The organism is Larkinella arboricola, from assembly GCF_003259745.1.
Lineage (GTDB): Bacteria > Bacteroidota > Bacteroidia > Cytophagales > Spirosomataceae > Larkinella > Larkinella arboricola.
On sequence record NZ_QLMC01000005.1, the window covers coordinates 428867 to 454921 of the forward strand.

At 51.3% G+C, this 26055-nt stretch carries 24 protein-coding genes and 1 other RNA gene; 15 read left to right on the forward strand and 10 right to left on the reverse strand.

Translation table 11 applies throughout. The features are described from left to right. Nucleotides 1-106: 106 nt before the first annotated feature. Nucleotides 107-1663 carry a T9SS response regulator signal transducer PorX gene (gene porX / locus LX87_RS20995; protein ID WP_111630233.1) on the forward strand — a complete coding sequence of 519 codons (1557 nt, stop codon included), beginning with the start codon at nt 107-109 and terminating at the stop codon, nt 1661-1663. Between the two features lie 63 nt (nt 1664-1726). Here the strand turns inward: porX and LX87_RS21000 are convergent, their stop codons facing one another. Together LX87_RS21000 and fsa are read right to left on the reverse strand one after the other, a co-directional pair. Then, the gene (locus LX87_RS21000; RefSeq protein WP_111630234.1) at nt 1727-2407 is read right to left on the reverse strand and encodes a cell division ATP-binding protein FtsE; all 681 of its coding nucleotides are present in this window, start codon (nt 2405-2407) and stop codon (nt 1727-1729) included. Between the two features lie 94 nt (nt 2408-2501). Next, entirely contained in the window at nt 2502-3161 is a 660-nt protein-coding gene (gene fsa / locus LX87_RS21005; RefSeq protein WP_111630235.1) for a fructose-6-phosphate aldolase, read from the reverse strand. Between the two features lie 472 nt (nt 3162-3633). Here fsa and LX87_RS21010 point away from each other — a divergent pair, with 472 nt between their 5' ends. Then, on the forward strand, nt 3634-4326 hold the full coding sequence (locus tag LX87_RS21010) for a tetratricopeptide repeat protein (protein WP_229310753.1): 693 nt from the start codon (nt 3634-3636) through the stop codon (nt 4324-4326). A 78-nt stretch (nt 4327-4404) separates the two neighbouring features. Continuing rightward, nucleotides 4405-4758, forward strand: coding sequence for a transmembrane 220 family protein (locus LX87_RS21015; protein ID WP_111630237.1), 354 nt, complete (start codon nt 4405-4407; stop codon nt 4756-4758). A 187-nt stretch (nt 4759-4945) separates the two neighbouring features. Here LX87_RS21015 and LX87_RS21020 read toward each other — a convergent pair whose 3' ends face one another. Beyond that, nucleotides 4946-5947: a peptidase associated/transthyretin-like domain-containing protein gene (locus LX87_RS21020; protein ID WP_111630238.1), complete on the reverse strand. Its 1002-nt coding sequence runs from the start codon at nt 5945-5947 to the stop codon at nt 4946-4948. A gap of 53 nt (nt 5948-6000) precedes the next feature. Here LX87_RS21020 and LX87_RS28610 point away from each other — a divergent pair, with 53 nt between their 5' ends. Further along, nucleotides 6001-6186 (forward strand): hypothetical protein, encoded by a 186-nt coding sequence (locus LX87_RS28610; protein WP_146624521.1) that lies wholly within the window; start codon nt 6001-6003, stop codon nt 6184-6186. Here the strand turns inward: LX87_RS28610 and LX87_RS21025 are convergent. Then, complete coding sequence (locus LX87_RS21025; RefSeq protein WP_229310769.1) at nt 6167-9523, reverse strand: ThuA domain-containing protein; 3357 nt, start codon at nt 9521-9523, stop codon at nt 6167-6169. The genes LX87_RS28610 and LX87_RS21025 overlap by 20 nt on opposite strands. A gap of 205 nt (nt 9524-9728) precedes the next feature. On the opposite strand from LX87_RS21025, the gene LX87_RS21030 reads away from it, so the two are divergent. Together LX87_RS21030 and ssrA are read left to right on the forward strand one after the other, a co-directional pair. Further along, nucleotides 9729-10361, forward strand: coding sequence for a hypothetical protein (locus LX87_RS21030; RefSeq protein ID WP_111630496.1), 633 nt, complete (start codon nt 9729-9731; stop codon nt 10359-10361). A 36-nt stretch (nt 10362-10397) separates the two neighbouring features. Next, nucleotides 10398-10769, forward strand: a transfer-messenger RNA (tmRNA) gene (ssrA, locus tag LX87_RS21035). 419 nt (nt 10770-11188) lie between these two features. Here ssrA and LX87_RS21040 read toward each other — a convergent pair. The 4 genes from LX87_RS21040 to LX87_RS21055 all read right to left on the reverse strand — a co-directional run bounded on the left by LX87_RS21040 (nt 11189) and on the right by LX87_RS21055 (nt 13574). Further along, nucleotides 11189-11377: a hypothetical protein gene (locus tag LX87_RS21040; protein WP_146624522.1), complete on the reverse strand. Its 189-nt coding sequence runs from the start codon at nt 11375-11377 to the stop codon at nt 11189-11191. A 250-nt stretch (nt 11378-11627) separates the two neighbouring features. Further along, a complete protein-coding gene (locus tag LX87_RS21045) occupies nt 11628-11861 on the reverse strand; it encodes a hypothetical protein (protein WP_111630241.1) in 234 nt (77 codons plus the stop codon). Nucleotides 11862-12166: 305 nt separating this feature from the next. Continuing rightward, nucleotides 12167-12937 (reverse strand): MBL fold metallo-hydrolase, encoded by a 771-nt coding sequence (locus tag LX87_RS21050; RefSeq protein WP_111630497.1) that lies wholly within the window; start codon nt 12935-12937, stop codon nt 12167-12169. A 265-nt stretch (nt 12938-13202) separates the two neighbouring features. After that, complete coding sequence (locus LX87_RS21055) at nt 13203-13574, reverse strand: hypothetical protein (protein WP_146624523.1); 372 nt, start codon at nt 13572-13574, stop codon at nt 13203-13205. Between the two features lie 340 nt (nt 13575-13914). Between LX87_RS21055 and LX87_RS21060 the strand changes: the two genes are divergently transcribed. The 4 genes from LX87_RS21060 to LX87_RS21075 all read left to right on the forward strand — a co-directional run bounded on the left by LX87_RS21060 (nt 13915) and on the right by LX87_RS21075 (nt 16696). Beyond that, nucleotides 13915-14541 carry an AlbA family DNA-binding domain-containing protein gene (locus LX87_RS21060; protein ID WP_111630243.1) on the forward strand — a complete coding sequence of 209 codons (627 nt, stop codon included), beginning with the start codon at nt 13915-13917 and terminating at the stop codon, nt 14539-14541. A gap of 133 nt (nt 14542-14674) precedes the next feature. After that, nucleotides 14675-15574, forward strand: coding sequence for an oxygen-dependent coproporphyrinogen oxidase (gene hemF, locus LX87_RS21065; protein ID WP_111630244.1), 900 nt, complete (start codon nt 14675-14677; stop codon nt 15572-15574). A 4-nt stretch (nt 15575-15578) separates the two neighbouring features. Next, entirely contained in the window at nt 15579-16157 is a 579-nt protein-coding gene (locus LX87_RS21070; protein WP_111630245.1) for a Crp/Fnr family transcriptional regulator, read from the forward strand. Nucleotides 16158-16234: 77 nt separating this feature from the next. Further along, nucleotides 16235-16696, forward strand: a complete 462-nt coding sequence (locus tag LX87_RS21075) for a DoxX family protein (protein ID WP_111630246.1) — start codon at nt 16235-16237, stop codon at nt 16694-16696. On the opposite strand, the gene menC is transcribed toward LX87_RS21075, so the two are convergent. Further along, complete coding sequence (gene menC, locus LX87_RS21080) at nt 16697-17806, reverse strand: o-succinylbenzoate synthase (RefSeq protein WP_111630247.1); 1110 nt, start codon at nt 17804-17806, stop codon at nt 16697-16699. A 105-nt stretch (nt 17807-17911) separates the two neighbouring features. On the opposite strand from menC, the gene lpxK reads away from it, so the two are divergent. The 5 genes from lpxK (at nt 17912) to LX87_RS21105 (ending at nt 25593) form a co-directional block, all read left to right on the forward strand. Continuing rightward, entirely contained in the window at nt 17912-18982 is a 1071-nt protein-coding gene (gene lpxK, locus LX87_RS21085; RefSeq protein ID WP_229310754.1) for a tetraacyldisaccharide 4'-kinase, read from the forward strand. 127 nt (nt 18983-19109) lie between these two features. Continuing rightward, nucleotides 19110-21065 (forward strand): putative porin, encoded by a 1956-nt coding sequence (locus LX87_RS21090; protein ID WP_170139412.1) that lies wholly within the window; start codon nt 19110-19112, stop codon nt 21063-21065. 9 nt (nt 21066-21074) lie between these two features. Further along, the gene (locus LX87_RS21095) at nt 21075-22025 is read left to right on the forward strand and encodes a DUF1835 domain-containing protein (RefSeq protein ID WP_170139413.1); all 951 of its coding nucleotides are present in this window, start codon (nt 21075-21077) and stop codon (nt 22023-22025) included. After that, complete coding sequence (locus tag LX87_RS21100; RefSeq protein WP_111630498.1) at nt 22025-22612, forward strand: MiaE family protein; 588 nt, start codon at nt 22025-22027, stop codon at nt 22610-22612. The genes LX87_RS21095 and LX87_RS21100 overlap by 1 nt, the downstream gene beginning before the upstream one ends. A 29-nt stretch (nt 22613-22641) precedes the next feature. Continuing rightward, complete coding sequence (locus LX87_RS21105; protein ID WP_111630251.1) at nt 22642-25593, forward strand: PD-(D/E)XK nuclease family protein; 2952 nt, start codon at nt 22642-22644, stop codon at nt 25591-25593. On the opposite strand, the gene LX87_RS21110 is transcribed toward LX87_RS21105, so the two are convergent. Next, nucleotides 25590-25976, reverse strand: a complete 387-nt coding sequence (locus LX87_RS21110; protein ID WP_111630252.1) for a DUF1801 domain-containing protein — start codon at nt 25974-25976, stop codon at nt 25590-25592. The two genes, LX87_RS21105 and LX87_RS21110, sit on opposite strands and share 4 nt — an antisense overlap. Nucleotides 25977-26055 lie beyond the last annotated feature (79 nt).

Sequence of the window (26055 nt, forward strand, 5' to 3'; positions counted from 1 at the left end):
AGGTTTGTTAACAACTGTTAAAATTGAACCGGTTAAACAGTTTAGGGCGTTACTAAGTTGAACTACCGTAAGTGGATTTAATTAAACCATACAGAATTACCTTATCATGCAGAACTATTCCATCCTCTGGGCCGACGACGAAATCGATTTATTGAAACCCCATATTCTCTTTCTGAATAACAAAGGGTACAACATTACGCCCGTGAACAGCGGGGCCGATGCGCTCGAAAAAGTGGATCAGGAAAACTACGATCTGGTTTTTCTGGATGAAATGATGCCGGGAATGACGGGACTGGAGACATTGCAGCAAATCAAGCAGATACGTCCCAATTTGCCGGTGGTGATGATCACCAAGAGCGAAGAAGAACACATCATGGAGGGGGCCATCGGGGCTAAGATTGCCGATTACCTGATCAAACCGTTGAACCCCAATCAGATTTTGCTGTCGGTTAAGAAGATTCTGGATAACAAGCGGTTGGTGACCGAACGAACGAATCAGAGCTACCAGCAGGATTTCCGCAATTTATCCATGCTCTATAACGACCGGGTCGATTTTGACGATTGGGCCGAGATTTATAGAAAGCTGATTTTCTGGGAGCTGGAGCTGGACGGTACGCAGGACCGGAGCATGGCGGAGGTGTTCAACATGCAGAAAAGCGAGGCCAATTCGACGTTTTGTAAATTTGTAATGGACAATTACGAAGACTGGCTGAATGAACCCAAAATGGACAAGCCGATCATGTCGCACCAGTTGATGCGCAAGAAGGTATTCCCGTTACTGGAGCAAAACAACCCGCTTTTCTTTGTCCTGATTGACAACCTGCGGTACGATCAGTGGAAGGTCATCGAGCCGATCATGTCTGAATATTTCACGGTGGAAGAAGAATCGTCGTATTATTCGATTCTGCCGACAACGACGGCTTTTGCCCGCAACGCCATTTTCTCGGGTATGCTACCGAGCGAAATGGAAAAGAAACACCCCGACCTCTGGGTGAACGACGACAACGAAGAAGCCGGTCTGAACAACAACGAAGACCAGTTTCTGAAACGGCAGATTGACAGCAGCCGGTTGAATATTAAGTTTTCGTACAACAAAATCCTGAATATCAATCAGGGGAAAACGCTGGTCGATAACTTCAACAACCTGATGCAGAACGATCTGAACGTGATCGTTTACAACTTTGTCGATATGCTGTCGCACGCCCGGACGGATATGGCCATGATTAAGGAACTGGCACCCGACGAAGCGGCTTACCGCTCAATTACCCGTTCCTGGTTCAGCCATTCTCCCTTGCTCGAACTGATTCGCAAGATTTCGGAAAAGGGCGGACGGCTCATTATCACGACCGACCACGGCATGATTCGGGTGCAGAAACCTGCCAAAATCGTCGGATACCGCGATACCAACACCAACCTGCGCTACAAGCAGGGTAAGAACCTGGGCTTCGACGACAACCATATTTTTGTGTGCCGCAAACCGGAAAACTTCTTCCTGCCCCGGATTCACGTCTCGACGGCGTACGTCTTTACACTCGAAGATTATTTCTTCGCGTATCCCAACAATTATAATTACTACGTGAATTATTACCGCGACACATTCCAGCACGGTGGCGTTTCGCTGGAAGAGATGATCATTCCGTTTGTCTACTTAAAAGCGAAGTAGCACGAAAAAAATGATGAACGATGAATGGGCTGCCAATGAACATTCATCGTTCATTATTCCGAACTAAAGTCCCTGCTCAAGTACTTTTCCGTCTTCAACCCGCAGAATCCGGGCGGGGTATTTGCGGAGAAAATCGTAATTGTGGGTTGCCATCAGAATGGCGGTGCCGGAATTGTTGATGGTTTGAAAAACCTGCATAATCTGCTCACTGACAGCCGGGTCCAAGTTTCCGGTCGGTTCGTCGGCAATCAGGATCATCGGCTCATTGAGCATGGCCCGGGCCACCACCACGCGTTGTTGCTCACCCCCCGATAGCTGATGCGGCATTTTCTTGTGCAACGTGCCCAGCCCAACCTGCATCAGCACATCCGAAATCCGGTTTCGCATCTTGGTCTGATCGGTCCAGCCGGTGGCTTTCAGGACAAACCGCAGATTTTCCTCAACATTACGGTCCATGAACAACTGGAAGTCCTGAAAGACAATACCAATTTTCCGACGCAGGTACGGCACATCTTTGGGTTTCAGTTTTTCCAGCGCAAAACCAGCCACGCGGCCCGTGCCCGCTTGCAGCCACAGATCGGCATACAGCGTTTTCAGCAGGGAGCTTTTGCCGCTGCCCGTCCGGCCAATCAAAAACACAAAATCACCTTTATTAATCTCAAACGTCACATCACCCAGGACAATCCGGCCTCCCTGGTAAATATCAGCCTGATTCAGTGACAGAACGGGTTCGGTAGAAAACATATTTTTGAGTGAAGAGTGATGAGTTAAGAAGTAAGAGTTGAAAACAGACAACGCGCGTTAGCCAACTCTTCACTCCTAACTCTTAATTCTTAACTTATTTGGTGCTGACTTTCTGGTGGTCGGCCAGGAATTTGGCGAGGCCGATGTCGGTGAGCGGGTGATTGAAGAGGGCCGTGATAGCGCTCAGCGGACCGGTCATTACGTCGGCTCCGACTTCGGCGCACTGGATGATGTGCATCGGATGGCGAATGGAAGCCGCCAGAATTTCGGTCGGGTAGTTGTAGTTTCGGTAAATCAGCGCAATTTGCTCGATCAGGGCCACACCGTCCACCGAAATGTCGTCCAGACGACCAATGAAGGGCGAAACGTAGGTGGCTCCGGCTTTGGCCGCCAGCAGCGCCTGACCTGCCGAGAAAACCAGCGTACAGTTGGTTTTGATGCCTTTTTCGGAAAAGTAATTGATGGCCTTGATGCCTTCCTTAATCATCGGCACCTTCACAACAATCTTATCGTCAATTTCGGCCAGTTCTTCACCCTCCGCAATAATTTCCCGATAGGTTGTGGCAATCACCTCCGCACTGACATCGCCGTCGACCAGGTCGCAGATGGCTTTGTAGTGTTGCATAATCCGCTCCCTGCCGGTAATATTTTCCTTCGCCATCAGCGACGGATTGGTGGTGACACCGTCTAAAATACCCAGGTCCTGAGCTTCACGAATTTCGTTCAGATTGGCCGTATCAATAAAAAACTTCATGTTGTCGGTATAAAGCAGGATTGGGGTTTTGCTTACGGTATGCGAACACCTTCCCGTTCGGAGAGGAGCCCGTCGAAATACCGTACTCTGAAAACCGTACCCTGTTACGTGTGTATCAGAATTGCTTCAAAAGTAAAGATAATCTTGCATTAAGATACCCTGAACTTTTGTTTATCTGAAAATGAAGTAATGAATGCGGGAAGTGGGCGCGAAGGGAGAGGGGGAAAAATAAAAAAAGGCAAACCGACATCTCACCGCTACGACCACCTACCCTTGCTTCCGTCAAGACCTGGGGGATTCAGCAGGAGCTGGTAGTGCCTGTTTGCCGGGTGCAAAATTAGGAATTTTTGTGAGAAAATAAAAGTCCCGGACTACTTTTGTGTCAATTTAAATTTTTCAATCCATGATAAATACTGTTTTACATACCGTCCGGGCACTTTGCCATCGCCCCAGGACGAAAAAAAATCTCCGTTTGTACAGTCTGTTGCTTGGTATGGCGTTGCTGCAAGCCTGCACCTCGTCAGAAGAGAAGCTGGCGGAAGGGCGGGCGCTGATGCAGCAGGGCAAATTTCGGGACGCCATTCAGCCGTTAAACGACGCCATCAATGCCGACGGCGGAAATTTCGAAGCGTTCAACAGCCGGGCTGTGGCCTATTTTGAACTGAAAGACTACGAGAACGCTCTGCTCGATTATGAACACGCCATCAAATTGAGCCCGGATTTTTACAAACCGTATTACAACCGGGCCAAGCTCAAAACCGCCCGGGGCGAAACCGACGCAGCTTTGAAAGACTTCTCGGAAGCCATCCGCCGGGCACCCGACGTTTCGGATATTTACCTCGACCGCGGCCAGCTGTTTGCCAATACCGGAAATCTAAACTCGGCGCTGTCGGATTTTAACCAGGCCATTGAGCGCGATCCGAAAAACTCGCTGGCGTATTTCAACCGGGGGAACATCCGGTTTCAGCAGGACGAATTTACCGAAGCACTCGATGATTTTACCAAAACCGTCCAACTGGATGCTAAATTTGGCAAAGCCTTCAACGCTCTGGGTGTCACTCAAATCATGCTGAACCAGCGCGAAACCGGTTGCCTGAGCCTGAAACAGGCCAAGCAGCTCGGCTACGCCGAAGCCCAGACTTACATTACGGAATATTGTCAATAAACAGCGTGAAGAGTTATGAATTAAGAGCTGGTAACGCTTACTTCACTCCTAACTCTTCACTCCTAACTCTTACTTCTTATGCGTAAAGGAATCGCTATTTTCTTCGGTCTTCTTTTTATTCTTTTTGCGGTTTTTCAGTATAACGATCCTGATCCGCAGATCTGGATTCCGATTTACGGGGTAGGGGCGTTTGCCAGTTTCATGGCGTTAGGCAATGCGGTTCGTCCGTGGTTTTTCATCCTGGCCGGACTCGGGTATTTGGTAGCGGCCATTTACCAGTGGCCCCCGGCTTTTGAAGGATTCCTGCTCGACGAAATGGGTATGAAAACCATCAACATTGAACTGGCCCGCGAATCCGGCGGTCTGGCCATCTGCGCCATCGCCATGTTTATTCTGGCCGTACTGACGCGTGACCGAATAGGGGCCCGGTAAATTTTTAGAATTTTTTTAAACAATTCTGCCCCGAGCCGGGTTTTATAATCAGTCGAACGCTACTAACCGGGGATACTGTGAAAGGTGTCTGATTTTTAGTAAAATAAACCGTTTAGTAAGCGATCAAAAAAGCCAGGTGACTCTTTAACGTCGTCTGGCTTTCTTTTTGGCGGGCACCCTATTTTACTTATTCCATCCGATCTGCTTTAATCTGGAGCGTTCCCCAGTTGCTATAATTGGGTAAAACCATCGCAAGTTCGGTTCGTGTATCGGGCGTGAACAGCAGTTTGGCCGACCCGACCGCCCTGGCCGGTTTCAATCCGTAGTGGGGGGATGTGCCGGCATACCGTCCCACGGCTTCCAGTTGCAGCGGTTTTCCGTCTTTTACTTTTGCGCTGAGCGTGTAGCGCCCCACCGGAACGTTCATAATGAGAATGTTATAATTTTGCAGGCTTACGGTCTTATTGATGACAAACGTTTTGTTTTCGCCGTACAAACCGGGTTCGTCGGGCGTGAGTGTTATCTGAATTTCAGTGCCTTCCGGAAGGTAATTCGGTGGGGTGTAATACTCGGAAGGGTCGCCCACGTTATAGGTGATGTAAAAAGAACCGCCTGCGTAATTGGACTGGTCGCGGGGTTTCTGACCGTACACTTCCTTGTTGTAGACACCGTAAGACAACAAAACAAAATTTTTTACTAAACCGTCGGCTGACGGAAAGCTCCCCGTTTTGCCGTCGGTCGATGCCAGACTCATTATGGCTCTTCCGGCTCCGTAATCAATCGTATAACCAGCGGCATAAAACTCGGCGGCTCCCCACGGAATCGTGATTTCGTAATACCCGTTGGCGTCGGTTTCGCCGGAGGCTCCCGAATACAGCCCACCGGTTGCCGTAGAGCGCACGCCAATATAGGCTCCCTGTAACGGCTTGCCGCTTAAATCGGCCACATAACCCCTGACAACGCCTTTTTTGGGTTTCAACGCCGGGAAGTTTGGCATGCGGGGTGTGGTGTTTCCCATGACGCTGACGTAATCATCGGCGGCTTTGAGCGTGAACGTTGCTTCACCCGTTACGGTCGGTAAAGCGGGCTGCTCACCCCAGTTGGCGGTTTGGTCCCCGCCGATATCCGACGGGTCTTTGGAACAGCCCACAAGCAGCAGGGCCGCAATAAAACACAATTTAGAGTTCATAAAACGTATCTGTTGTTTATCCGGAAACAAACCTAAAACCGGAGATACATTCTATGAAGGTTTTCTATTTCAATCCACAAGATGGCTATTCAGATGACGAAAATGGGACTATAAAAGTATTACATAACTTAAGCAGGGTTTATGAAGCTTTACCAATAAAAAACCGCCGGATCATGGATCACGGCGGTTTTTGTTGGAATGGTTTTGAGAAAAACCGGTTTACATCGACTGGGCATTAAACTGAATGCCGTCGAGCGCAAAAAGTGGTTTACCGCCCGCACTGGGGTTTACATAAACGAAATACAACTTATGCAATCCGGTTACCGGTGTCTTGACCGGTATATTGACGGCTTCCATCTTATCACTTTTCACATCGGCCGACCCTACCAGCGTACCCGTTGGTGAATCAAGGCGGATTTCGAGTTTACCACCCGCCATATACTGCGACGAAGCTGAGCCCATCACCGTCAGGCTGTTGATCCCGGCCAGGTCAATATCATTGAAGAAGAAATAGCTGTTCGACTGGGCGCCAAAAACGATTTCGTTGCCCGACGGCAGTTTGTATTTCGATACGTCCTTACTGCCGTCGTAGCTGGCGGCTTTCATTTTGGCGCTGCGCAGGGCGACCGTCGAGGTACCCGTCAGCGGCCCAATCACGCTGCTGCCTTTGTCGGTATAACTGGCCGAGAACAAATACGAACCGTCTTTTTCTTTCGCCGACGTGGTATATGAGCCTTTCAGCGGTTTTTTGTCGGCCTGTTTTTTGTCGGCCAGCGACATGACGTAGCTTACCATTTCCTTGGCTTCGTCTTCCTTCAATTGCGGGTGGGCGCTCATGGCCTGTTCACCCCAGACACCGCCACCGCCTTCGATCACCTTCCGGGCCAGTTTGTTGACGATTTCCGTCCGGCGTTCCTTGGCGTATTTCTTCGCTACATCCTGATACGCCGGTCCAATTGACTTTTTATCAATGCTGTGGCAGGCTTTGCAGTCGCTGAGTTCAATCAGGCGTTTACCGGTCGCAAAACCAACATTGGCCTGATGGCCCTGCGCCAGTAGCGTCTTGTCGAAGCCTTCGAGGTAGTTGATCGTCATCGTGACATCTTCCGGGCTGATTTTGCCCGTCGCCAGGGTGCCGTCTTCCTTGTCGGCCACTTTTACCTCGTATTCAACGGGTTTGTTATCGAAATAGAACGTTTTGTTGCCTTTCACGGCGACTTCCACTTTCGGTGTTTCGTTACCAACCCGAACTTCGAGTTGCTTGATCGAAACATTTCCGGCGGCATCGGTTACTTTCAGCGTGGGCTGGTAAACGCCCGGCTTGGCGTAGGTAAACGTCGGGTTGGGCTGGGTGCTTTTCGGTAAGCCTTTGCCAAATGTCCATTCGTATTTGATCGCATCACCGTCGTAGTCCATCGAACCTTTCGACGTAAATCGAACGGCCAGCGGAGCCGCCCCGACGAGTTGGTTGGCGCTGGCAATCGCTACCGGTTTGCGGTTTCCGGCGTTGTAGGTAATGTGCGTCAATCGAGCGTCGTCATTCTGCGCAAACCAGTTGCTTCCGTACTCCAGCACGTACAGCGAACCGTCTTTGTGGAACTGCATATCGATTGGGTGGCTGAATTTCGTGTTGGGCATAAACGTTTCCATCTTCACAAAATCGCCTTCCTTCGTCATGGTTACCGGGTGAATCCAGTCGCGAATCCAGTCGTACGCAAAGAATTTACCGTCGTAATGGCGCGGAAATTTCACCGGGCTATCCGCATAATCATCGTAATAGTAAACCGGTCCTCCCATCGCATTCCGACCGCCTTTGCCGACAATCGGGCCAAACTCTGGTGAGTCGGCGTATGGGTAGTAAATAAACGCTTTCTGCGCCGGGGGCAACTCCCGCAATCCCTGAATCCGCTGCGATGGGTTGATCGGTTTGGCCGGGTCGTACGACGGGCCGGAGGTGCTGTCGGCAAAATTGAACTGACGGTACGCCCGGTTGTCGGCCACAAACAGCGGCCAGCCATAATAACCGGCTTTGCGGGCCTGGTTTACTTCGTCGTGGCCGCGCGGCCCAAACCTGTCGATGTCGTTGGCGGCATCCGGCCCCACTTCGCCCCAGTACAGAAAACCGGTGCGCTGATCCACCGAAATGCGGTACGGGTTACGGTTTCCCATGACGTAGATTTCGGGCCGGGTGTTGGGGGTTCCTTTGGGAAACAGGTTGCCTTCCGGAATTTCGTAGGTGCCGTTGTCGAGCGGTTTGATGCGCAGGATTTTACCCCGCAAATCCATCGTGTTGCTGGAAGTCGTCAGGGCGTTGAAGCCTTCGCGACCCGGGCGGTCGTCGGAGGGGCTGAAGCCTTTCGACTCGAACGGGTTGGTATCGTCGCCGGTCGAGAGGTACAGGTTGCCCGATTTGTCCCAGGCAATCGAACCGCCGGTATGGCAGCATTTATCGTCGCGTTTCACCGGCACCCGCAGAAGCACCTGCTCGGTTTCCGATTTCAGTTCGTTTTTCTCAGCGTCAAATTTAAACCGCGACAAGTGCTGGGCCGTATCGGCTTTCCACTTGGCCGCGTCGGGCGAATAATACAGGTAGAGCCACTGGTTTTCCTTGAATTTCGGGTCGATGTTCATGCCCATCAAACCGTATTCCTGCTTGGTGTACACCGGAATATTGGCGACCACCTTCACGGCTTTGGTTTTGGGGTCGTAGAGTTTCAGGGCGCCTTTGCGTTCGGTGAACAGCACCTTGCCATTGTCAAGCACCACGAGTTCCGTCGGTTCGTCGAGCTTTTCGGCGAGAATTTCCCGGTTAAACCGGTTTTCTTCCGGGAACGGCTGCGTTTTGGCTTTCGCATAATCCAGTTTCGTGGCCGCAACCGACTGAATACCGCCCAGCAAATGCTTCAGGTAAACCGGGTTGGTAAACGTTTCGTCGGGGTGACCGAAGTTGGTGTAAAACACCTTGCCGCCGTCGTAATCGTGGTACCACGACATCGGGTGGTTGTCGCCCATTTTCCCTTCCTTGTACGTTTTTTCGTCGATTTTGACGAGCACGTTTACATCGGGATTGAAATTTTTGAAGTCGTAAAACTCGTCTTTAATCTTCCACTTTTCGGGAAAACCGAACATCGACGCGTGGTTTTTATTGGTCACGTACGCTTCGCCTTCCTGCACGTTGGGGTTGCCGGGGTGGCTGGCGAAATACCCGCCGACCAGCTTGCCGTACCAGGGCCAGTCGTACTCGGTGTCGGCGGCCGCGTGGATGCCGACGTAACCGCCACCCGCCTGAATGTAGCGTTCAAAAGCCGCCTGCTGGGCATCGTCCAGCACGTCGCCGGTGGTGCTGAGGAAGATGACGGCGCTGTACCGTTTGAGGTTGTCTTCCGTGAATCGGGCCGAATTTTCGGTGGTATCCACTGCAAAACCGTTCTCTTTGCCCAGTTTCATGATGGCCACCTGTCCAGCGGGAATCGACGTGTGCCGGAAACCGGCGGTTTTGGAGAAAACTAATAATCGTTTCTGGGGTGTCTGCGCCATCGACCACAGGGACGAAGCGGTGAGGCAACACACCAGCATCCACGACCGAAACGCCCGAAAGCGCAACGAGAATTGGGAGTTGGAAGAATACATAGAGGTTAGTAAGAAAACCGTGTTTTAGAAAACCGCCTTATGAAAATTTGGATTTCAAATAGACTTTTACAAAGCTTCAAAAGTACAAAAAAAACCGCCTGATAGCCAAGCCTGTGCCGTATCTTTGCGGGAGATTTATTCAAGTATTCAAATGGAATTTACACACCTGCTAACCCAAGTTGTGGCCGACGATGCGCTGCACGCCCGCTGGCTGAATACCCTGTCGATGATGGAAAATACCGGTGCCCGCAAAATTTCGGCCGCCGAACCCAAAACCACCGTCGATCTGCTGATGCTCAAACACGCGGCCGAAGAAGCCCGCCATGCGTATTACCTTAAAAAACAGATTCAGAAGCTCTCGAAAGCCGACTGCCCAACCTACGAACCGGCTTATTTGCTGGCACCTACCGACAGCCACGCGTACCTGAACCGGCTCGATGTGCAGGTGTGCCGGTATCTGAAAACCGCCTTACAGTTGTCGGGAGCGGAGTTGAAATACGCGGCTTACCTGCTGGTAACCTACGCCATTGAGGTGCGGGCCGACGAGCTGTATCCGGTATACCAGGAGGTGCTGACCGAAGCGGGCAGCAAAGTCAATGTGCGGTCGATTATTGTGGAGGAGGAGGGGCACCTGGCCGAGATGCTGCGGCAGATGGAAACCTTTTTCGGGGATGCGTGGCAGATCCATGCCGAGCGGGCGGTAGAGATTGAGACGGGTTTGTACACGGCCTGGCTGGGGAGCCTGACGGCTTTGGAAAAAATTGATGCGGCAAAGGCAAACTAATTTTTCTACCTTTGTGTTGTTTAAAGACACGCATCCGGGGACGACCGGAATTGACAGCTTGCTGATGCTGCGTGTAAGCATGTCGGGAGTTGAGGGCATTTCCTGTATAACAAACCTTCGAACAATAACTGGCGAATATAACTACGCCATGGCTGCCTAATCCGGAGGATTAAGCAATAGCCATTGTCTCCCCGGCTTCTGTACTGCTGGCTGGAATCGGAGGCATCGACTCGCAGTACTGGCTCGGTTTATGGTGTTAACGGCCGAGTAAGACACAAGCACCTACGGATGAGGTTTGGCCTGATGCGAGCCTGACCGATTCCCGACAATCCCAATCGCATCTAAACATGTAGAAAGCACGACGGTTTCCTTGTCTGGACCAGGGTTCGACTCCCTGCGTCTCCACCAAAACCCCTCTACGACACTGTGGAGGGGTTTTTTATTTTTGGGCTTGAGTGGGAGTACGTTTGGGGGCAAATTACACCCGTTTACCGCACCTTGATTTCTGTTCGTTAACCGATATAGCGAATTAGAGAAGTAACGATTTTCTTGACGGCCACCCCTCGTTTTATGGACTTTAGTTATTCAACAAAAAGCAGGGATTAAACTGGTGACCCATTTTGTTCTGGAACTCCTACCTCAAACAGAACCATGCCGATGAGCAGAATAGTAGGAAGAATGGTAACTACAGTCAGAAAAGGAAGCTCTTAAAACGTCTATGTTTTTACTCTTTCCTACTGTCTGGAAATATAAAAGAATAAGCTCGATTCATTCCATCACAATCCAATACACCGCCTTTCTATTCTATTATCTACAGAAGGACAGGCTTAAACGTTGGATTCAACATACGCTATCCACTCCCTTTGCAGTCGTTGCAGGTAATCCGCTACGGATTCATTTTCGACTACATCAATGGGCAGAATCTTTAAAACGTCATTGCTTTTTTTAAGGGAGGCAAAGAGCAGTGTACGTCCGAATAGGAGGATAGGAGCTATTTCTTCCAGAGATTCTTCCACGGATTCGGTGCGAATGGAAAATGTCTGGATCTTTCCTTCTGGCTGTAAAATAGTGAAAGTAAAAATCATAGCTATGGATTATACAAACCTAAAAACCATCCAGAAGTTCCAAGTGGATTGTTGCTGTTTACCGTTATTCCATATTCAAAAAAAAGGCCAAATCGTACAGCCGTTTGTTATAAGTGATTTAGAATCTTTCACTATGCGGTCCTGACCACTCAAAAGAATTCCTGTGGTGAACGGAATAATCTTATAAAATCGTATGCCCCTCTTGAGCTAATGCCTTCGCCGATTTGGCGCGCACCACCCAGTATACCTCATCCTGCTGATGTTTGACAATAGAATAATCCTTTCTGGTTTTACGAATTAGTTTATGACAGGCCTGTGCAGCCTGAACAAAAGTGGGATACTGATTCTGCTGAGCTTCGTAGATAGCTTTCGCAAGCCGATTTAAACGGAAATAGGAACGGATCGATTCAAACATTTTCGGTATGCCTTATTAATAGAGACCAGGCACTAAGCATGTTTAGTGTACTAGGTGAAAAAATTGTACGAATCAAATTCAATAAATAGCCCAAAAACAAAAGCCGGTTGACTAACCGGGCTCTGTCTAGTTACCAATCTATATATGTCTCCTGAAGGAGCCTCCTGAGTAGTACTTGATTTTAATATGAAAGTACTATCAAGTATAAAAGTTTAACATATTTTCATAGCTTGTCCAGTCGCCTGTTGCAGAAACCTGTTACCGTATCAAGGAAGAACGGGCTGTCCGGTGTCCGGCATCGAATTCTAATTGGCACCAATCCGGAAAACCGGGGTTTCTTCGTTACGGGACGCCACAATCAATTCAGTGGTATTGAGATGCGGCAGGAACAAATCCCGGACCAGTTGAGGGCAGTTGTTGTCTTTCGACAGATGCGCCAGCAGGACGTGGCTCATGAAAGCCGGTTTGTGCGCCCGAAACAGGTCAAGCGCCTGCTGGTTGGACAAATGCCCTTTGCCGCCCCGAATTCGCTGTTTTAGAAAGTACGGGTACCGCCCCTGGGCCAGCATTTCTTCGTCGTAATTGGTTTCCAGAAAAGCCGCGTGGCACTGGCTGAAGTGGTGGATGAGCTGATCGCAGGGAACGCCAATATCGGTAAACACGCCCACGTTGGTCCCCCGACAGGAAATCATAAAGCTGTGAGGATCAGCCGCGTCGTGGTATTTCGGAAAGGCCGTGATGCTGAGGTCGCCAATCTGGACGGGCTCGTGGCTGCTGAAAGGTCGGATTGGGAAAACGTGCCGCACCAGGCGTGTATTTTGCAGCGTTTCGGGCGTAATGAAAACCGGCAGTTGGTATTTTCCGGCCAGTTGCGATAGCCCGCTGATGTGGTCGGAGTGCTCGTGGGAAATAAAAACGGCTTTGATGTTTCGGATCGGTAACCCCAGCCGACGGAGTCGCGTTTCGGCCTGGCGGCAGGAAATCCCGGCGTCGATTAGAACCGCTTCCTGCTCGTTGCCGACGTAATAGCAATTTCCATTGCTGCCCGAATTGAGGGAAGAAATAAACAGTGACATACGGCTGGTAAAGGTACCAAAAATAATCGGGAGTTTGTCTGAAAAACAAAACCCGGCCAAGCTGGCCGGGTTGTTCCACTTACCAATCTCTATTAATAAGAAGGAGCAACAGGTGTTATCCTCCAATTAATAAGAGATCAATAATGCGGTTTTATCACCATTTTTTTAATATTAAATTTTTTCTAATCTTATAACATGCACGTAATCAGCAGGTAACAATGTGTATAAAGCACATATTAAACGCAGGCAGTACACGGCGTTTTGCTTATTTTTCGGGTTCCGCCCGCTCAGCGACGGCGTTGACAATAGTAACTGTCGAGGATTTGGCCCCGGCCTGGACTTTTCCGTCCTGAATTTTACCCACGATCAGCGCGGCCCGTGGACCAATGGTTTTGTCCAGTATTTTTTGCGAGGAACCGATTTTATGATAGGTACTGTCGAAGTAATTAAACCGCACTTCAATCTGTCGGTACGCATAGGCGTCGGAAGTATTCGTCAGCGTGAACGTGTGTAGATTCGTTGCGGTGTCTTTTACGTTTTTAGAATCGCCTTTTTCCCAAACAACCCGGTCAATCAAGAGATCCCGGTACGCATTGGATGGAAGCTGGTTTTCGCGCTGACCAGATTGGCACGCCATAAGGGGGATGAAAAACAGGCCGTAAATAAATTTCATTGCGAGCGTAGGAATGATGTGTTATCAAGGGCTTAAATTGCAGCTAATAACGCAGGTTTTCTTAGTTTATACAAAACTACAAAGCCCGGCTGCAGTGCAACCGGGCTTTGCTAGATTTATCTATCGTACTATGAAATGAACTCATTCAAACCAATACTGCAAAAGTCAGAAAAAGGACTATTCAGTGATGGTCTGAATAGCAAATTTAAGTAAATAGGGTAGAAAAAGTTGGATGTACACGAATGAATATTTGTGGGGGCATTAATTATCGAACAAAGGCTTTGATTTTTCTGATTTGAAAGGTATGCGGTATAACCTCGCCGAATTGATTGCTCAGGGAGAAGGCACCCGACTCGAGTTCAAATCCACCATTCATACGGCGTACCGGATTGCCCGGACGCTGACGGCTTTCTCCAATACGTCGGGTGGTTTATTAATCGTCGGTGTGTCGGACGACGGCCGGGTGTCGGGCGTCGAATCGGAATTGCACGAGATGCAGAAAATTGAAAAAGCAACGGATTTCCTGATCGACCCGGCAATCTCCATCAGCTACGAAGTGATTCAGGAAGCGGGTCGGCAGGTTCTTCTGATCGATATTCCGGAAAGTGAAGAAAAACCACACTACGCCATTGATGAACGCGGAAACCGCACGATCTACGTTCGCGCCAAAGATAAGTCTATTCCGACTAACCGGCTGATGCTGAACAGCTCCAGCTTGCCAGACAGCCAATTATTACAATCCACGAACGTCCGTAACTTAATCCAGGTACTCCGGAAAACTGATTTTATCACGGCTAAACAGTACGCTCAGTTGGTGAATATTTCCGAATACCGGGCCAGTAAACTGCTTCAGCAACTAACCGAACAAGGTTTGCTTATGATGATCGACAAGCCACGGCCCGTACGGTTTTCGCTGAAGATCACGGAATAACGATCACCTCACCCGCAAACGCTCCGGCTGATTAGTTACCAGACAGCGTATAGAAAGGGGATTTATTAAAAAAATTAAAAAAGTTATCTAATGGGCATCTTATCTTTGCCCTCCCAAACAGACCTCCTTCCGAATGATTGTCGATAAACAACACATTACATCCTATTTTACTGAATTACAAGACGCTATATGCCAGGCGCTCGAAGCCGCTGACGGTTCGGGGCGTTTTCGCGAAGACCTTTGGGAGCGTCAGGAGGGCGGAGGTGGCCGTACGCGTATTCTGCAAAATGGCGATGTAATTGAGAAAGGAGGGGTGCTGTTTTCGGCGGTTCACGGTGCGGCATCGGAGGCCGTTCTGAAGCAGATGAACACCCATGAACCGGCTGATTTTTACGCCACCGGGGTTTCCATTGTGCTGCATCCGCACAGCCCGATGGTGCCCATCATTCATATGAACGTCCGGTATTTTGAACTCAGTACCGGGCAAAGCTGGTTTGGGGGCGGTATTGACCTGACGCCCCACTACGTGAATGCCGGGGATGCCCGCTGGTTTCATCAGCAACTGAAAACGGCCTGCGACCGGCACGATCCGGCTTATTATCCGGCCTACAAAGCCTGGGCCGACGATTATTTTTTCATTCGTCACAGGGCCGAAACCCGCGGCATTGGCGGTATTTTCTTCGATTACCTGCGTCCGGAAAACGACGACCATAAGGCGGCTTTGTTTGCTTTTGTGCAGGAGGTCGGCAATGCGTTTGCGCCCATCTACACCCATTTTATGCAGAAAAACCGGGCGCTGCCGTTTGGTGAAACCGAGAAGAAATGGCAGATGCTGCGCCGTGGGCGGTACGTGGAGTTTAATCTGGTTTGGGACCGGGGCACTAAATTTGGACTGGAAACCAACGGTCGGACGGAGTCCATTCTGATGAGTATGCCCCCGCAAGCCAACTGGGTATATGATTACCAGCCCGAACCGGGTAGCCTGGAAGAACAGACGCTCAATGCGCTGAAGAAAGGCGTTAGCTGGGTATAAAGCCATGAACCCGGGCTATCGTGATCAGCTGCGTGCGTACATGAACCGCACCATCGGGCCCAAATCCGACCGGTGGGAGTCGTTCAGCAGCGCGTTTGAGTACGTCACGTATCCTAAAAAGAGTTTTTTGATTCGGGCGGGCGAGCTTGAAAATTACCTTTATTTTATTGTAGAGGGCGGAACATCGTCTTTTTTTGCGAAGGAAGGCCGTGAAATGTGCCTCGATTTATGGTTTGCCGACCATTTTGTTTCTTCCTACGTTTCTTTTCTGACCCGCCAGCCTTCGCAGATTTTTATTCAGGCGTTGTTTCCTACCAAAGCACTGCGCATCCATTATGATGTTTTGCAGGCGTTTTACCGGCAGGACGAGGAGAGCAATAAAGTTGGGCGGTTGTTTGCTGAAGGGCTGTACATTTCCCGGACGCAACGGGAAATCCGGTTCCTGAGCCAGACCGCCGAAGAACGGTATCTGGACTTACTGCAACGCCAACCCGAACTGATTCAGCAACTTCCTGTCAAAACGATTGCTTCGTACCTCGGTATTCACCCCGAAAGTTTGAGCCGCATCCGGAAGCAGCTATAGCCGCGATTTTCTAACATACGTTATTTTTTGCGGTTTGGCCCCCGTCTACTTTTGCCGACGATCATTCAGATACGGACATGGCTTTTTTTCTTTTATTGCTCACGCTCTGGAGCCTTCTCTGGCTTACCTCCCTTTTTGCCTTTCGCCGGGAACTGGCATCGCACACCCGAAAAGGCCGACTGGCTGCGGCTCTGGCCTTTACAGTTATCGGTATCTCGCACTTGGCGACGCCTGAAAAAATGGAATACATGATTGCGGGCTGGCTTCCCTATGCCCATGAACTGGTCATTATCAGCGGTGTGGCCGAAATTGCGGGTGGAATCGGTCTGCTGATTCCGGGGGTACGGCGACTGGCGGGCTGGGGCCTGATTCTGCTCCTGATCGTAATGTTTCCGGCCAATATCAACGTCGCCATTCATCAGTTGCCTCCGCCGGGCGGCTTACCGGCATCGCCCTGGTACGTCTGGTCACGGTTATTTTTTCAGCCGCTTTATATCGCCTGGATTGGGTGGAGCACGCTGCGAAAGGGAGAACGGTAATTAATTTTCAACCCGGACGCTCTTGCCTGTTTTCAACGCCTGAAGATTCCACGGTTTCGACAAGTCGGTTTTCAAAAAGCCGTTTTCGATTCTCAGCGGACTTTCAATGTTGTTGTGGTAGAGCTGGCCGGTACCGAGTCCCTGCGGCAGTGGATTTTTAAACTGGGCCGTAAACTGGGCGATGGCATTGAGGCCAATGTTTGACTCCAGTGCCGACGTAATCCACCAGCCGATGCCGAGCAGATTGGCAATTTCAATCCATTGGCTGCAATGAATAAAGCCGCCCAGCAAAGTGGGTTTCAGGATAATAAACTGCGGTTGAATCTTTTTTAATAACCGCATTTTATCAACGTATTCCATGTGCCCGATCAGCTCTTCATCCAGCGCAATCGGAACCGGTGACTGGCGGCACAGCTCGGCCATCAGTTCGGGTTGTCCCTGCCGAATGGGTTGTTCGATGGAATGAATGCCGTAAGTGGCCAACTGGTTGAGTTTCGTTAGAGCCTGATCGGGCGAAAAAGCGCCGTTGGCATCAACCCGAATAGTAATCTGATCGGCGCTGAAACGCGAACGAATGGAGTCAAGCAGGGCGCATTCCTGCTGAAAATCAATGGCGCCAATCTTTAGCTTAATGGTCGTGTAACCGGCTTCCAGCTTTTCTTCAATCTGCCGGCGCATAAAATCCGGCTTACCCATCCAGACCAGACCGTTGATCGGGATGGCCCTGGCCCCGTTCCCAAACTCATTCTCGAAAACCGTGCGCGTACCGCCGTTGATGTAATCGCGCATGGCGGTTTCAAAACCAAACTGAATGGACGGTAGCCGATCGCTGATGAGTTGCAGCACAATCGGGATGTTCCAGTGAAAAAGCTGTAAATCCAGTTGATTGAACAGGTCGCAGGTGTGACGAAGCTGTTCGGCAAAGTCCGGGCGGTCGTCGATGCTTAAGCCCCGAAGTGGTGCGCACTCGCCCCAGCCAACAACCGATGGGTCTTCATCGTCGCAAATCCGGACGAAATAACTGTCCTTTTGGGTTAAGGTACCCCGTGACGTTCCGGCCTCGAACGTAAAATGCAATGTGTATTTAAAGAAGTCGGCCTTGAGACTCATGGGATACGGTAGAAGAACGGGCTTTCACCATTAAAAGTAGTAATTTTGGGGGTTACTGGATAGGTCTATTCATAAAATATTACGCAAATCTTAGTGCTTGACCACGTGCTGAAACCCTTAAGTTGGCTGTATGGCGGTATTACCGATGTTCGTAACCTGCTGTATGACAGTGGCGTTGTTTCATCGTTAAGGCCCGCAACCTACACCATTGCTGTAGGGAATCTGACCGTTGGCGGAACCGGCAAAACGCCCCATGTCGATTACCTGGTGAATCTGCTGAAACAGACCGGACCGGTTGCCACCCTCAGCCGGGGGTACGGTCGGCGAACGCGCGGGTTTCGGATTGTGACGGATGCTGATACCGCCGATACCGTTGGGGATGAGCCGCTCCTGCTGTACCGAAAACATGCAGAAAAGCCTGGAATCAACGGGGGAGATGTACTGGTGAGCGTGGGAGAAAAACGGGCGGAAGCCATCCCGAAACTGTTGACAATTCGGACCGACTGGCGGGCGATTGTGCTGGATGATGCCTTTCAGCACCGGCCCGTTCGGCCACAGTTGAACCTGCTGCTGACGGATTATAACCGACCCTTTTACGACGATGAGCCTTTTCCGGGCGGGCGGCTGCGCGAACGGCGGCACGGTGCCCGGCGGGCGGATGTCGTTCTGGTTACCAAGTGCCCTGATGAACTGGAAGTCAGCGAACAACAGGCGATTCAGCAGCGAATCCGGGTGTATAGCCGGGCCGGGGTGCCGGTTTTTTTTACGGGATTGCGGTATGGAAGCCCGGTGAGCTTTGTGGAGACTTCCGAAAAAGCCGGAAACCGCGTGGTGCTGGTATCCGGTATTGCCCGGCCCGAACCGCTCGAGCAGTATGTGAAAACGCATTTTGATCTGGTTCATCATCTGCGGTTTGCTGACCACCACCGGTATACGGCCCCCGATCTGGAACGCATTGTGCGCGTGTTACCAGCCGATGGAACGGTTTTGACCACCGAGAAAGACTTTGTAAAGCTGGCTCCGCTGCTGGCCGAAACCGGAGCGGATGCTTCCCGGTTTCACTATCTGCCGATCGAAATCACGTTTTTAAGTGGCGAAGCGGAGTTTAAAAAAATCATTGAGCAAACCGGCCCCGACCGATTCAATCGGGGTAGTGTGGGTGTTAAAAAATCCTAATAACCGAAAAAGTAGTCAGCCCGAATCAATAAATTGACGAAATCCTAGTTCAGACAATATGCGTCGTCTTTCTATACTGAGTCTAAGTATTCTATTTATCTGGGGAATCCTGCCGGCAAAGGCCCAAATGCCGACGCGATTACCGCAGTTTGGCGGCAACCGGATGGGCTCTCCCGGGCAAGCTACCAGTACGGGTAGCCAAGGGGCAAATTCCGGGGGGGCAATTCTCGACGATTCGACCAAGCTGATTTATGGGCCAACCACCACCCGGTATTTTCTGGAAAGCGATGTTCTGAATAACCGCAAAACGCTCTTTCCAATCGACACAACCCTCGAAGACGTTCAGCGCACCAATTACCTGAGTCGTTATAACTACCTGTACACGGATTTGGGTAACCTGGGAACAGCTTTGCGACCTGTTTTTTATGAAATCCCCGCCATTGGCTCCCAGACGGGCCTGAATGCGTACGGCCTCTACGGGTATCAGACCCAAACGATTCGGTATTTCGACACCCGCTCGCCTTATACCAACATGTATCTGGTATTGGGGGGGCGCGGGCAGAACATGGTAAATTTTGATTTTTCCCGCAACATCAATCCCCGTTTTAACGCCGGATTCAACATCCAGCGGATGACCTCGGACGTGCAGTTTTCTGGAAATACCGGAGGAAACGTTACGACAACACCGCGGCTGGCCGAAAACTGGAATTTTGTGGCCCACGCCAATTATCGCTCCAAAACAAGCAAGTATACGTTACTGACCCACTATAATAATCTCAACCACCGTACAATTGAGCAGGGCGGTATTGTCGAACCCGATACCATCTCCGCGAACGTAGCTGATCCCAGTATTGCGCGAGATCCGATTCTGACGAACGCCAACTCCCACGAAAAGCGAAACGAACTGCACCTGTACCAGCAGTATGTTCTTGATACGGCTTTTCAGGTATACCATACCCTCGACTTTCGGGCGCAGAGTTACCGCTACACGGATACCGATCTGTCCCAGGGGCTGGCACTTCCCGATCCATCGAATCCGGCCCGAAAACCGCTGTATCCCGATTTTGTGTACGATAGCGTCGAAACCCGCCAGACAACGTTGTTCCGGTCGCTGGATAACCAGATTGGGCTGAAGGGCCAGTTTTCGCTGCGTCGGTCGGCGTTTAATTACCGGGCCTGGCTCCGAAACCGGCTGTACGGCCTGACGAATAAATACAATGCCGCTCGCCTTTTGCCGGAAGAAAGTTACAAAAGCAGTCGGTTCGAAACCTACGTGGGCGGCTGGCTGGGTTATTATTTCCCCGACAGCCTGACGCGTGTAACGGCCGAAATGGAGTACCTGCTGGGGCGCGACTTCCGGCTCCAGGGCCGGCTCGAAAGCCGGTTTCTGGTGGCGGGTTACGAGAGTATATTTGCCTCACCAACCTTGCTTCAGGAACGGTACATCAGCAACATTTACCAGTGGGATCACGTCAGCCGCCTGGCATCGCAGTTCGATTTGCGCGGCACCCAGCACGTGTATGGAATGCTGAATGTGCGGCTGGGTAAGCTCAAAGTGAGTCCCAGTCTGGATTATTACCTGCTGACCAATTACATTTATTTCGATACACTCGCCAGGCCGAAGCAGCTTTCGGAGGCATTCAGTGTGCTGCGGACGGGGTTAGGGCTCGAGTTCCGGGCGGGCAAATTCCGGCTGGTGGGGCAGGGCTATCATACGCTGGTTTCGCGCGACGAGGTGCTGCGGGTTCCGCAACTGTTTGCCAATGCGCAGGTGGAATACGGTTTTCTGCTGTTCAAAAAACTGTACGTGCTCGTGGGGATTCAGGCCCATTACAAATCGGCTTACTTTGCCGATCAGTACATGCCGCTGACGCAGCAGTATCACCTCCAGAACGAAGTCCGGCTGGACGATTATATTCTGGCCGAACCGTTTGCCAACTTCCGGATCAACCGGGTGCGACTTTTCCTGAAAATGGCCCACGCCAATCAGGAACTGTTCGGCCAGGTGTATTACAGCGCACCGTATTTCCGAACCATCAGCCGGTCCGTATCTTTTGGGGTACATTGGTTATTATTTGATTAAATTCGAACTGTGAAAACCCTGCATATCCTCAACGGCGACGCAACGGCCCAGGCTTTTGCGCAGTCGAATATCGTTCAGCCATCCGATCCGTCGGGTGTGCTCATCTGGCGCGAAGCCCTGTCGGAAGGTCCGGTCCGGGCTGATGTTTCACGCGACGAACTCTGGCCTATTCGCCGGGCGTGGCTTGCCGTCTACGCGGGCGATCTGGCCGCGGATACGTATGATCAGCAGGTGGTTCAGGAACTGGAAAAACTGGCGAATCCGTCGGATTACGACGAGGTTTATCTCTGGTTTGAGCACGACCTGTTCTGCCAGATCAACCTGGTTTTTCTGCTGGCGCAACTGGCCCAGCAACCGCACGGTACGACCAGAATCAAGCAGGTGTCGGTCGATTCGGTGCCGGGCGAACCGTTTTTTAAGGGCATGGGCCAACTGACGGGCGCTCAACTGGCAACGCTGTATTTGCAGGCCGAAGAACTGACTCCGCACGAACTGGAGGTGGCCGCACGGGTCTGGCGAGCTTACGCCGGACCGGAGCCGATGGCGGTTCAAGAACTGCTCAATGCGGATTTTGGGCGACTACGGTTTCTGAAAAACGCGTTGGTGCATCATTTGCAACGGTTTCCGTTTACCAGCAACCACCTGAACCTGATCGAACACCTGCTGACGGCCATTCTGATGGAAGGACCGTTGCCCGAAGCCCGGCTGATTGAACGCTATTTGCAGCAGGACCGCCTTTACGGCATAACCGACCTGAGCGTTGCCGAGTACATCCGGCAGTTGAACGGCAAACTCTGGACCTATACCGACGAGGGTGTGAGCCTGACCGAAGCCGGGGCCGACATCATTTCCGGACGCCGGCAACTTAATCCGGTGGAACGCTGGCTGGGTGGCTTCTACCAGACCGCCAACTCGCCCTACCGCTGGGATTCTGAACTGGAAAAACTCATTGAACTGTGATTACGACCTTAGGCTTAGAACTTCCTTCCGATCCGCGCTGGGTTGATATTGCGAAGATGAATCTGGGTGATATTCTGATCGATCACGCTTTTTGCGAACAGAAAGCCGCATCGTCGTGCATCTCGCTGATTGTGCAGTATCCCGAACACGAAAAGCTCGTGGAGGTGCTGACGCCGGTGGTGGCCGAAGAATGGGGGCATTTTCAGCGCGTTTTGAAAGAACTTCGCAAACGGAATATTCCGCTGGGCAAACCCCGGAAGGACGAGTACGTGAATCAATTGCAGGGAATTCTGCGCAAACCGGGCGATCGCAACGAGCAGTTGATGGAAAAACTTCTGCTCAACGCCCTGATCGAAGCCCGCAGCGCCGAGCGGTTTAAGCTGCTGTCGGAAAGTCTGACGGACGAAAACCTTCAGAAATTTTACCGCGAACTGATGATTTCGGAAGCAGGTCATTACCGCAACTTTATCGACCTGGCCGAAGAATACGTGCCCAAAGAGAAGGTCCGCAAACGCTGGAAGGAATTGCTGGAAGCCGAAGCGGAAATTATGAAAACGATGGAAGTGCGGGCCGACCGGTTCCACTGAGTCGGTATTACACTTTTTAGTCTAGTAAAATGTCATTTTTAAGTGAGGTTGCCCAGCATATTTTCCAGCGCCATCAAACGCAGATGGACAACGTATGGGTAATTGTACCAACGCGCCGGGCGGTTTCGGTCTTTCAGCAACACCTTAGCGAACAGGCCGATACACCGTTTTTGTCGCCCCATGTGCTGGCCGTCGATGACTTCATTACTCAGAGCGCGGGGGTGCTGCTGATCGATCCGGTTAGTCTGCTGTTTGAGCTATACGAAGTCTTCAAAGAGATTGATGCGTCGCTGGAATTCGGACGGTTTCTGAACTGGGCCAGCGTGCTCCTGACCGACTTCGACCGCATCGACCAGTACCTGATTTCGCCCTCCGAACTGTTCAGCTACCTGACGGCGGCCAAAGCCCTCGAACGCTGGAAACTGGAAATTCCGGATGGACGCACGGCGAAGCTCGAAACCGCCGGTACACAACGGTATTTCAAGTTATTCGAGAATCTGGAAACCGCCTATCAGGCCCTGCACGAACGGCTGCTGGCCAAGGGCTGGGCGTACCGGGGCATGGCCTACCGGCTGCTGGCCGAGCAGATTGAGGAGAAAGTGCGCGATAATCCGGCGTACGAACAACTGTACTTTGTGGGCTTCAACGCCCTGAGCAAGTCGGAGGAGCAGATTGTTAAAACGCTGGTCAAGGCGCAGAAAGCTGAAATGCTTTGGGATACCGACGCGTACTACATGCAGTCGAGACGCCAGGAAGCTGGAAAAATGCTGCGGACCTACAAGGCCGAAGGCTGGAGCGGCCCCTGGACCTGGGAGCAGAACCTGCTGACGAATACACCCAAAAACATTCAGGTCATAGGCGTTCCGAATGCCAGTATGCAGGCCAAAGTGGCCAGCCAGTTATACCGCCAGAAAGCGGGTTCCGACGGCGGCACCACCGCTTTGGTGCTGGGCGACGAAACGCTGTTGTTACCCGTGTTGTATTCGCTCGGCGGACTGGTAACCGATCTGAACGTGACGATGGGGCTTTCGTTGCAGAATTCCCATTTATATACCCTGGTTGACGCCTTGTTCGAAATGCAGCGGACGGTGGTGGGGTTTCAGAAAAAAGACGGCAGTGGTACGGTTTTTATCCCTAAATTTCATTACCGGCACGTTGTCAAAATCCTGAATCATCCGTTTGTCCGGCAGTACGAGCGGGTGAAGATAAACACGCTGGGCGATACCGTGCCCCGCGTTATTCAGAAGACACTCAGCAACATCACCACCGATAACCTGGTCTACCTGGACGAGCGGCAACTGATCCAGATGGGCGAAAACGACCCGCTTTTCGAGGTGCTGTTCCGCCAGTGGCCCGACGACAAACCGCTGGTCGTGATCCGTCAGTTTTACGCCCTGATTGATGTGCTGAAAGAAGTCTATGCCGAGCAGCAGGATGCCATCGAAGCCGAATACCTGTACCTGTTTCAGAATCTGCTGCGCCAGCTGGAAACCACGCTCGAACGGGAAGACCGCAACGAACTGGTCGACATCAGGAGTCTCAAGCAGTTTCTGTACGAACTGATCCGGCAGACCAGCATCCCGTTCGAAAGTGAGGGCGGCAGTGCGTTGCAGGTGATGGGGATGCTCGAAACGCGGGCGCTGGATTTCGACCGGCTGATCATTCTGTCGGTGAACGAAGGCATTCTGCCCCAGTCGCGGAAGCTGAATTCCCTGCTGCCTTTCGACGCCTGTATGGCCGTTGGTTTGCCAACCTATCAGGATCAGGAATCGGTCATGTCGTACCACTTTTACCGGTTGCTGCAACGCGCCAAAGAGGTTTCGCTGCTTTATGTGACCTCCGCCGACGCCTACGGAACCAGCAAGGGCGAGAAAAGCCGGTTCATCCGCCAGCTTGAACACGAACTCGTTCCGGCTTCGAAAGGCATGGTAACCATCAGTTACCCGACGGTGCGGTTTGGGCAGGAGGCCGAGAAAAAACCAGTGCTGGACTCCGACGATTCGCTCGAAATTCCGAAAAGCGAGGCTATTCTGGAAAAATTGAGAAAAGAATTAGCGGGTCAGTTTAATCCGTCTAAAAACCGTACGTATGGTGGTCTTTATCCCACCTTGTTAAATAACTTTCTAAGCTGTTCGCTTAAGTACTATTTCAGCCGGGTGATCAGTATGCAGGAGGACGAGGACGTCAGCGACGAGATGGACGCGGCCGAATTTGGGCAGTGGATTCATAACACACTCGAAATGCTCGACCAGCAGTACCGGATGGTGGGGCAGGAGGTCAGCGCCGAAACCGTGACCACCACGCTCAAACACAACTACGAGGAGCAGTTCAAAAACCGGGTGACTGAGTCGGGCGTCAATCGGTTGCTGTACCGGATTGGCGAAGACCTGATGGTGCGTTTTAACACCCTCCAGACGGAGACGTACGGCACTAATCTGGAAGTGCTCCAAACCGAAGAAGAATGGGACACCAGCCTGGATGTCGACACCGCCATTGGCCCCCTGCGCGTCCGGATTGCCGGGAAAATCGACCGGGTTGAGCGGCTGCGGCAAGCCGACGGCTCAACCCTGATTCGGGTGGCCGACTATAAAACCGGTAAGGTGGAAGCCCGGGACGCCGACGTAAAAAGCATTGATCTGCTGCTGACCGATTCGCAAAAGGACAAGGCCCGCCAGTTGTGGCTGTACCAATACCTGGTTTATAAGAAAATGCTGCAAAACCGGGGTCTTCAGTTCGATAAGCAATGGATCGACGGAACCGACACCCGGGTTGTGGCCGGTTTTTACTCTTTCCGGAATCTGGAAGGCGGTTTTCTGGAAAACAAGCTCTATCTGGGATCACCGGAAGAATTTGTGAGACAGACGGAAAATCATCTCCGAAAAATCATCGCTGACTTGTTTGATCCGGATCAGCCGTTCCGAAAAACGACCGAAAAAAAGATTTGCGAATGGTGTGAATACCGCAAATTGTGCGGCCGCTAATCCCTTTTTCGCTGAAACGTCGCCGGTTTTTCCTTCGAGGTTTCGTTGAGCTGAATGGCTTCCTGTAGCAACTCCCGAATCAGTTCCTCGTTCACCTCGCCCGCCCGGATAACCAGCGACCGGACCGTTCTGCGGCCCCGGTTTTCGAGGACATTCTGCGCGTTGGTCAGTTCGTAACCGCGTAGAAAACAGAGATCAACCGCTACCTCGGAACTCCGGAGCGGGTTGAGGTAGCATAGCTGCCCTTTATGCGAATAAAAGGGCACTCCCCAATTAATTTTCTCCTGAATACGAGGAGCGGCTTCCAGGATTAATCGACGTATATGGTCCAATAGGCGATGAATTTCCGGGGTTTGTCGATTTATGTATTCGTCAACTGTCATGGTTTGTTGTTATGCCGTAATTTCGGTGCTAAGTTAGCTGAAAAATCAAAATTCGACAGTAAAGCACTGTCGGACGTTA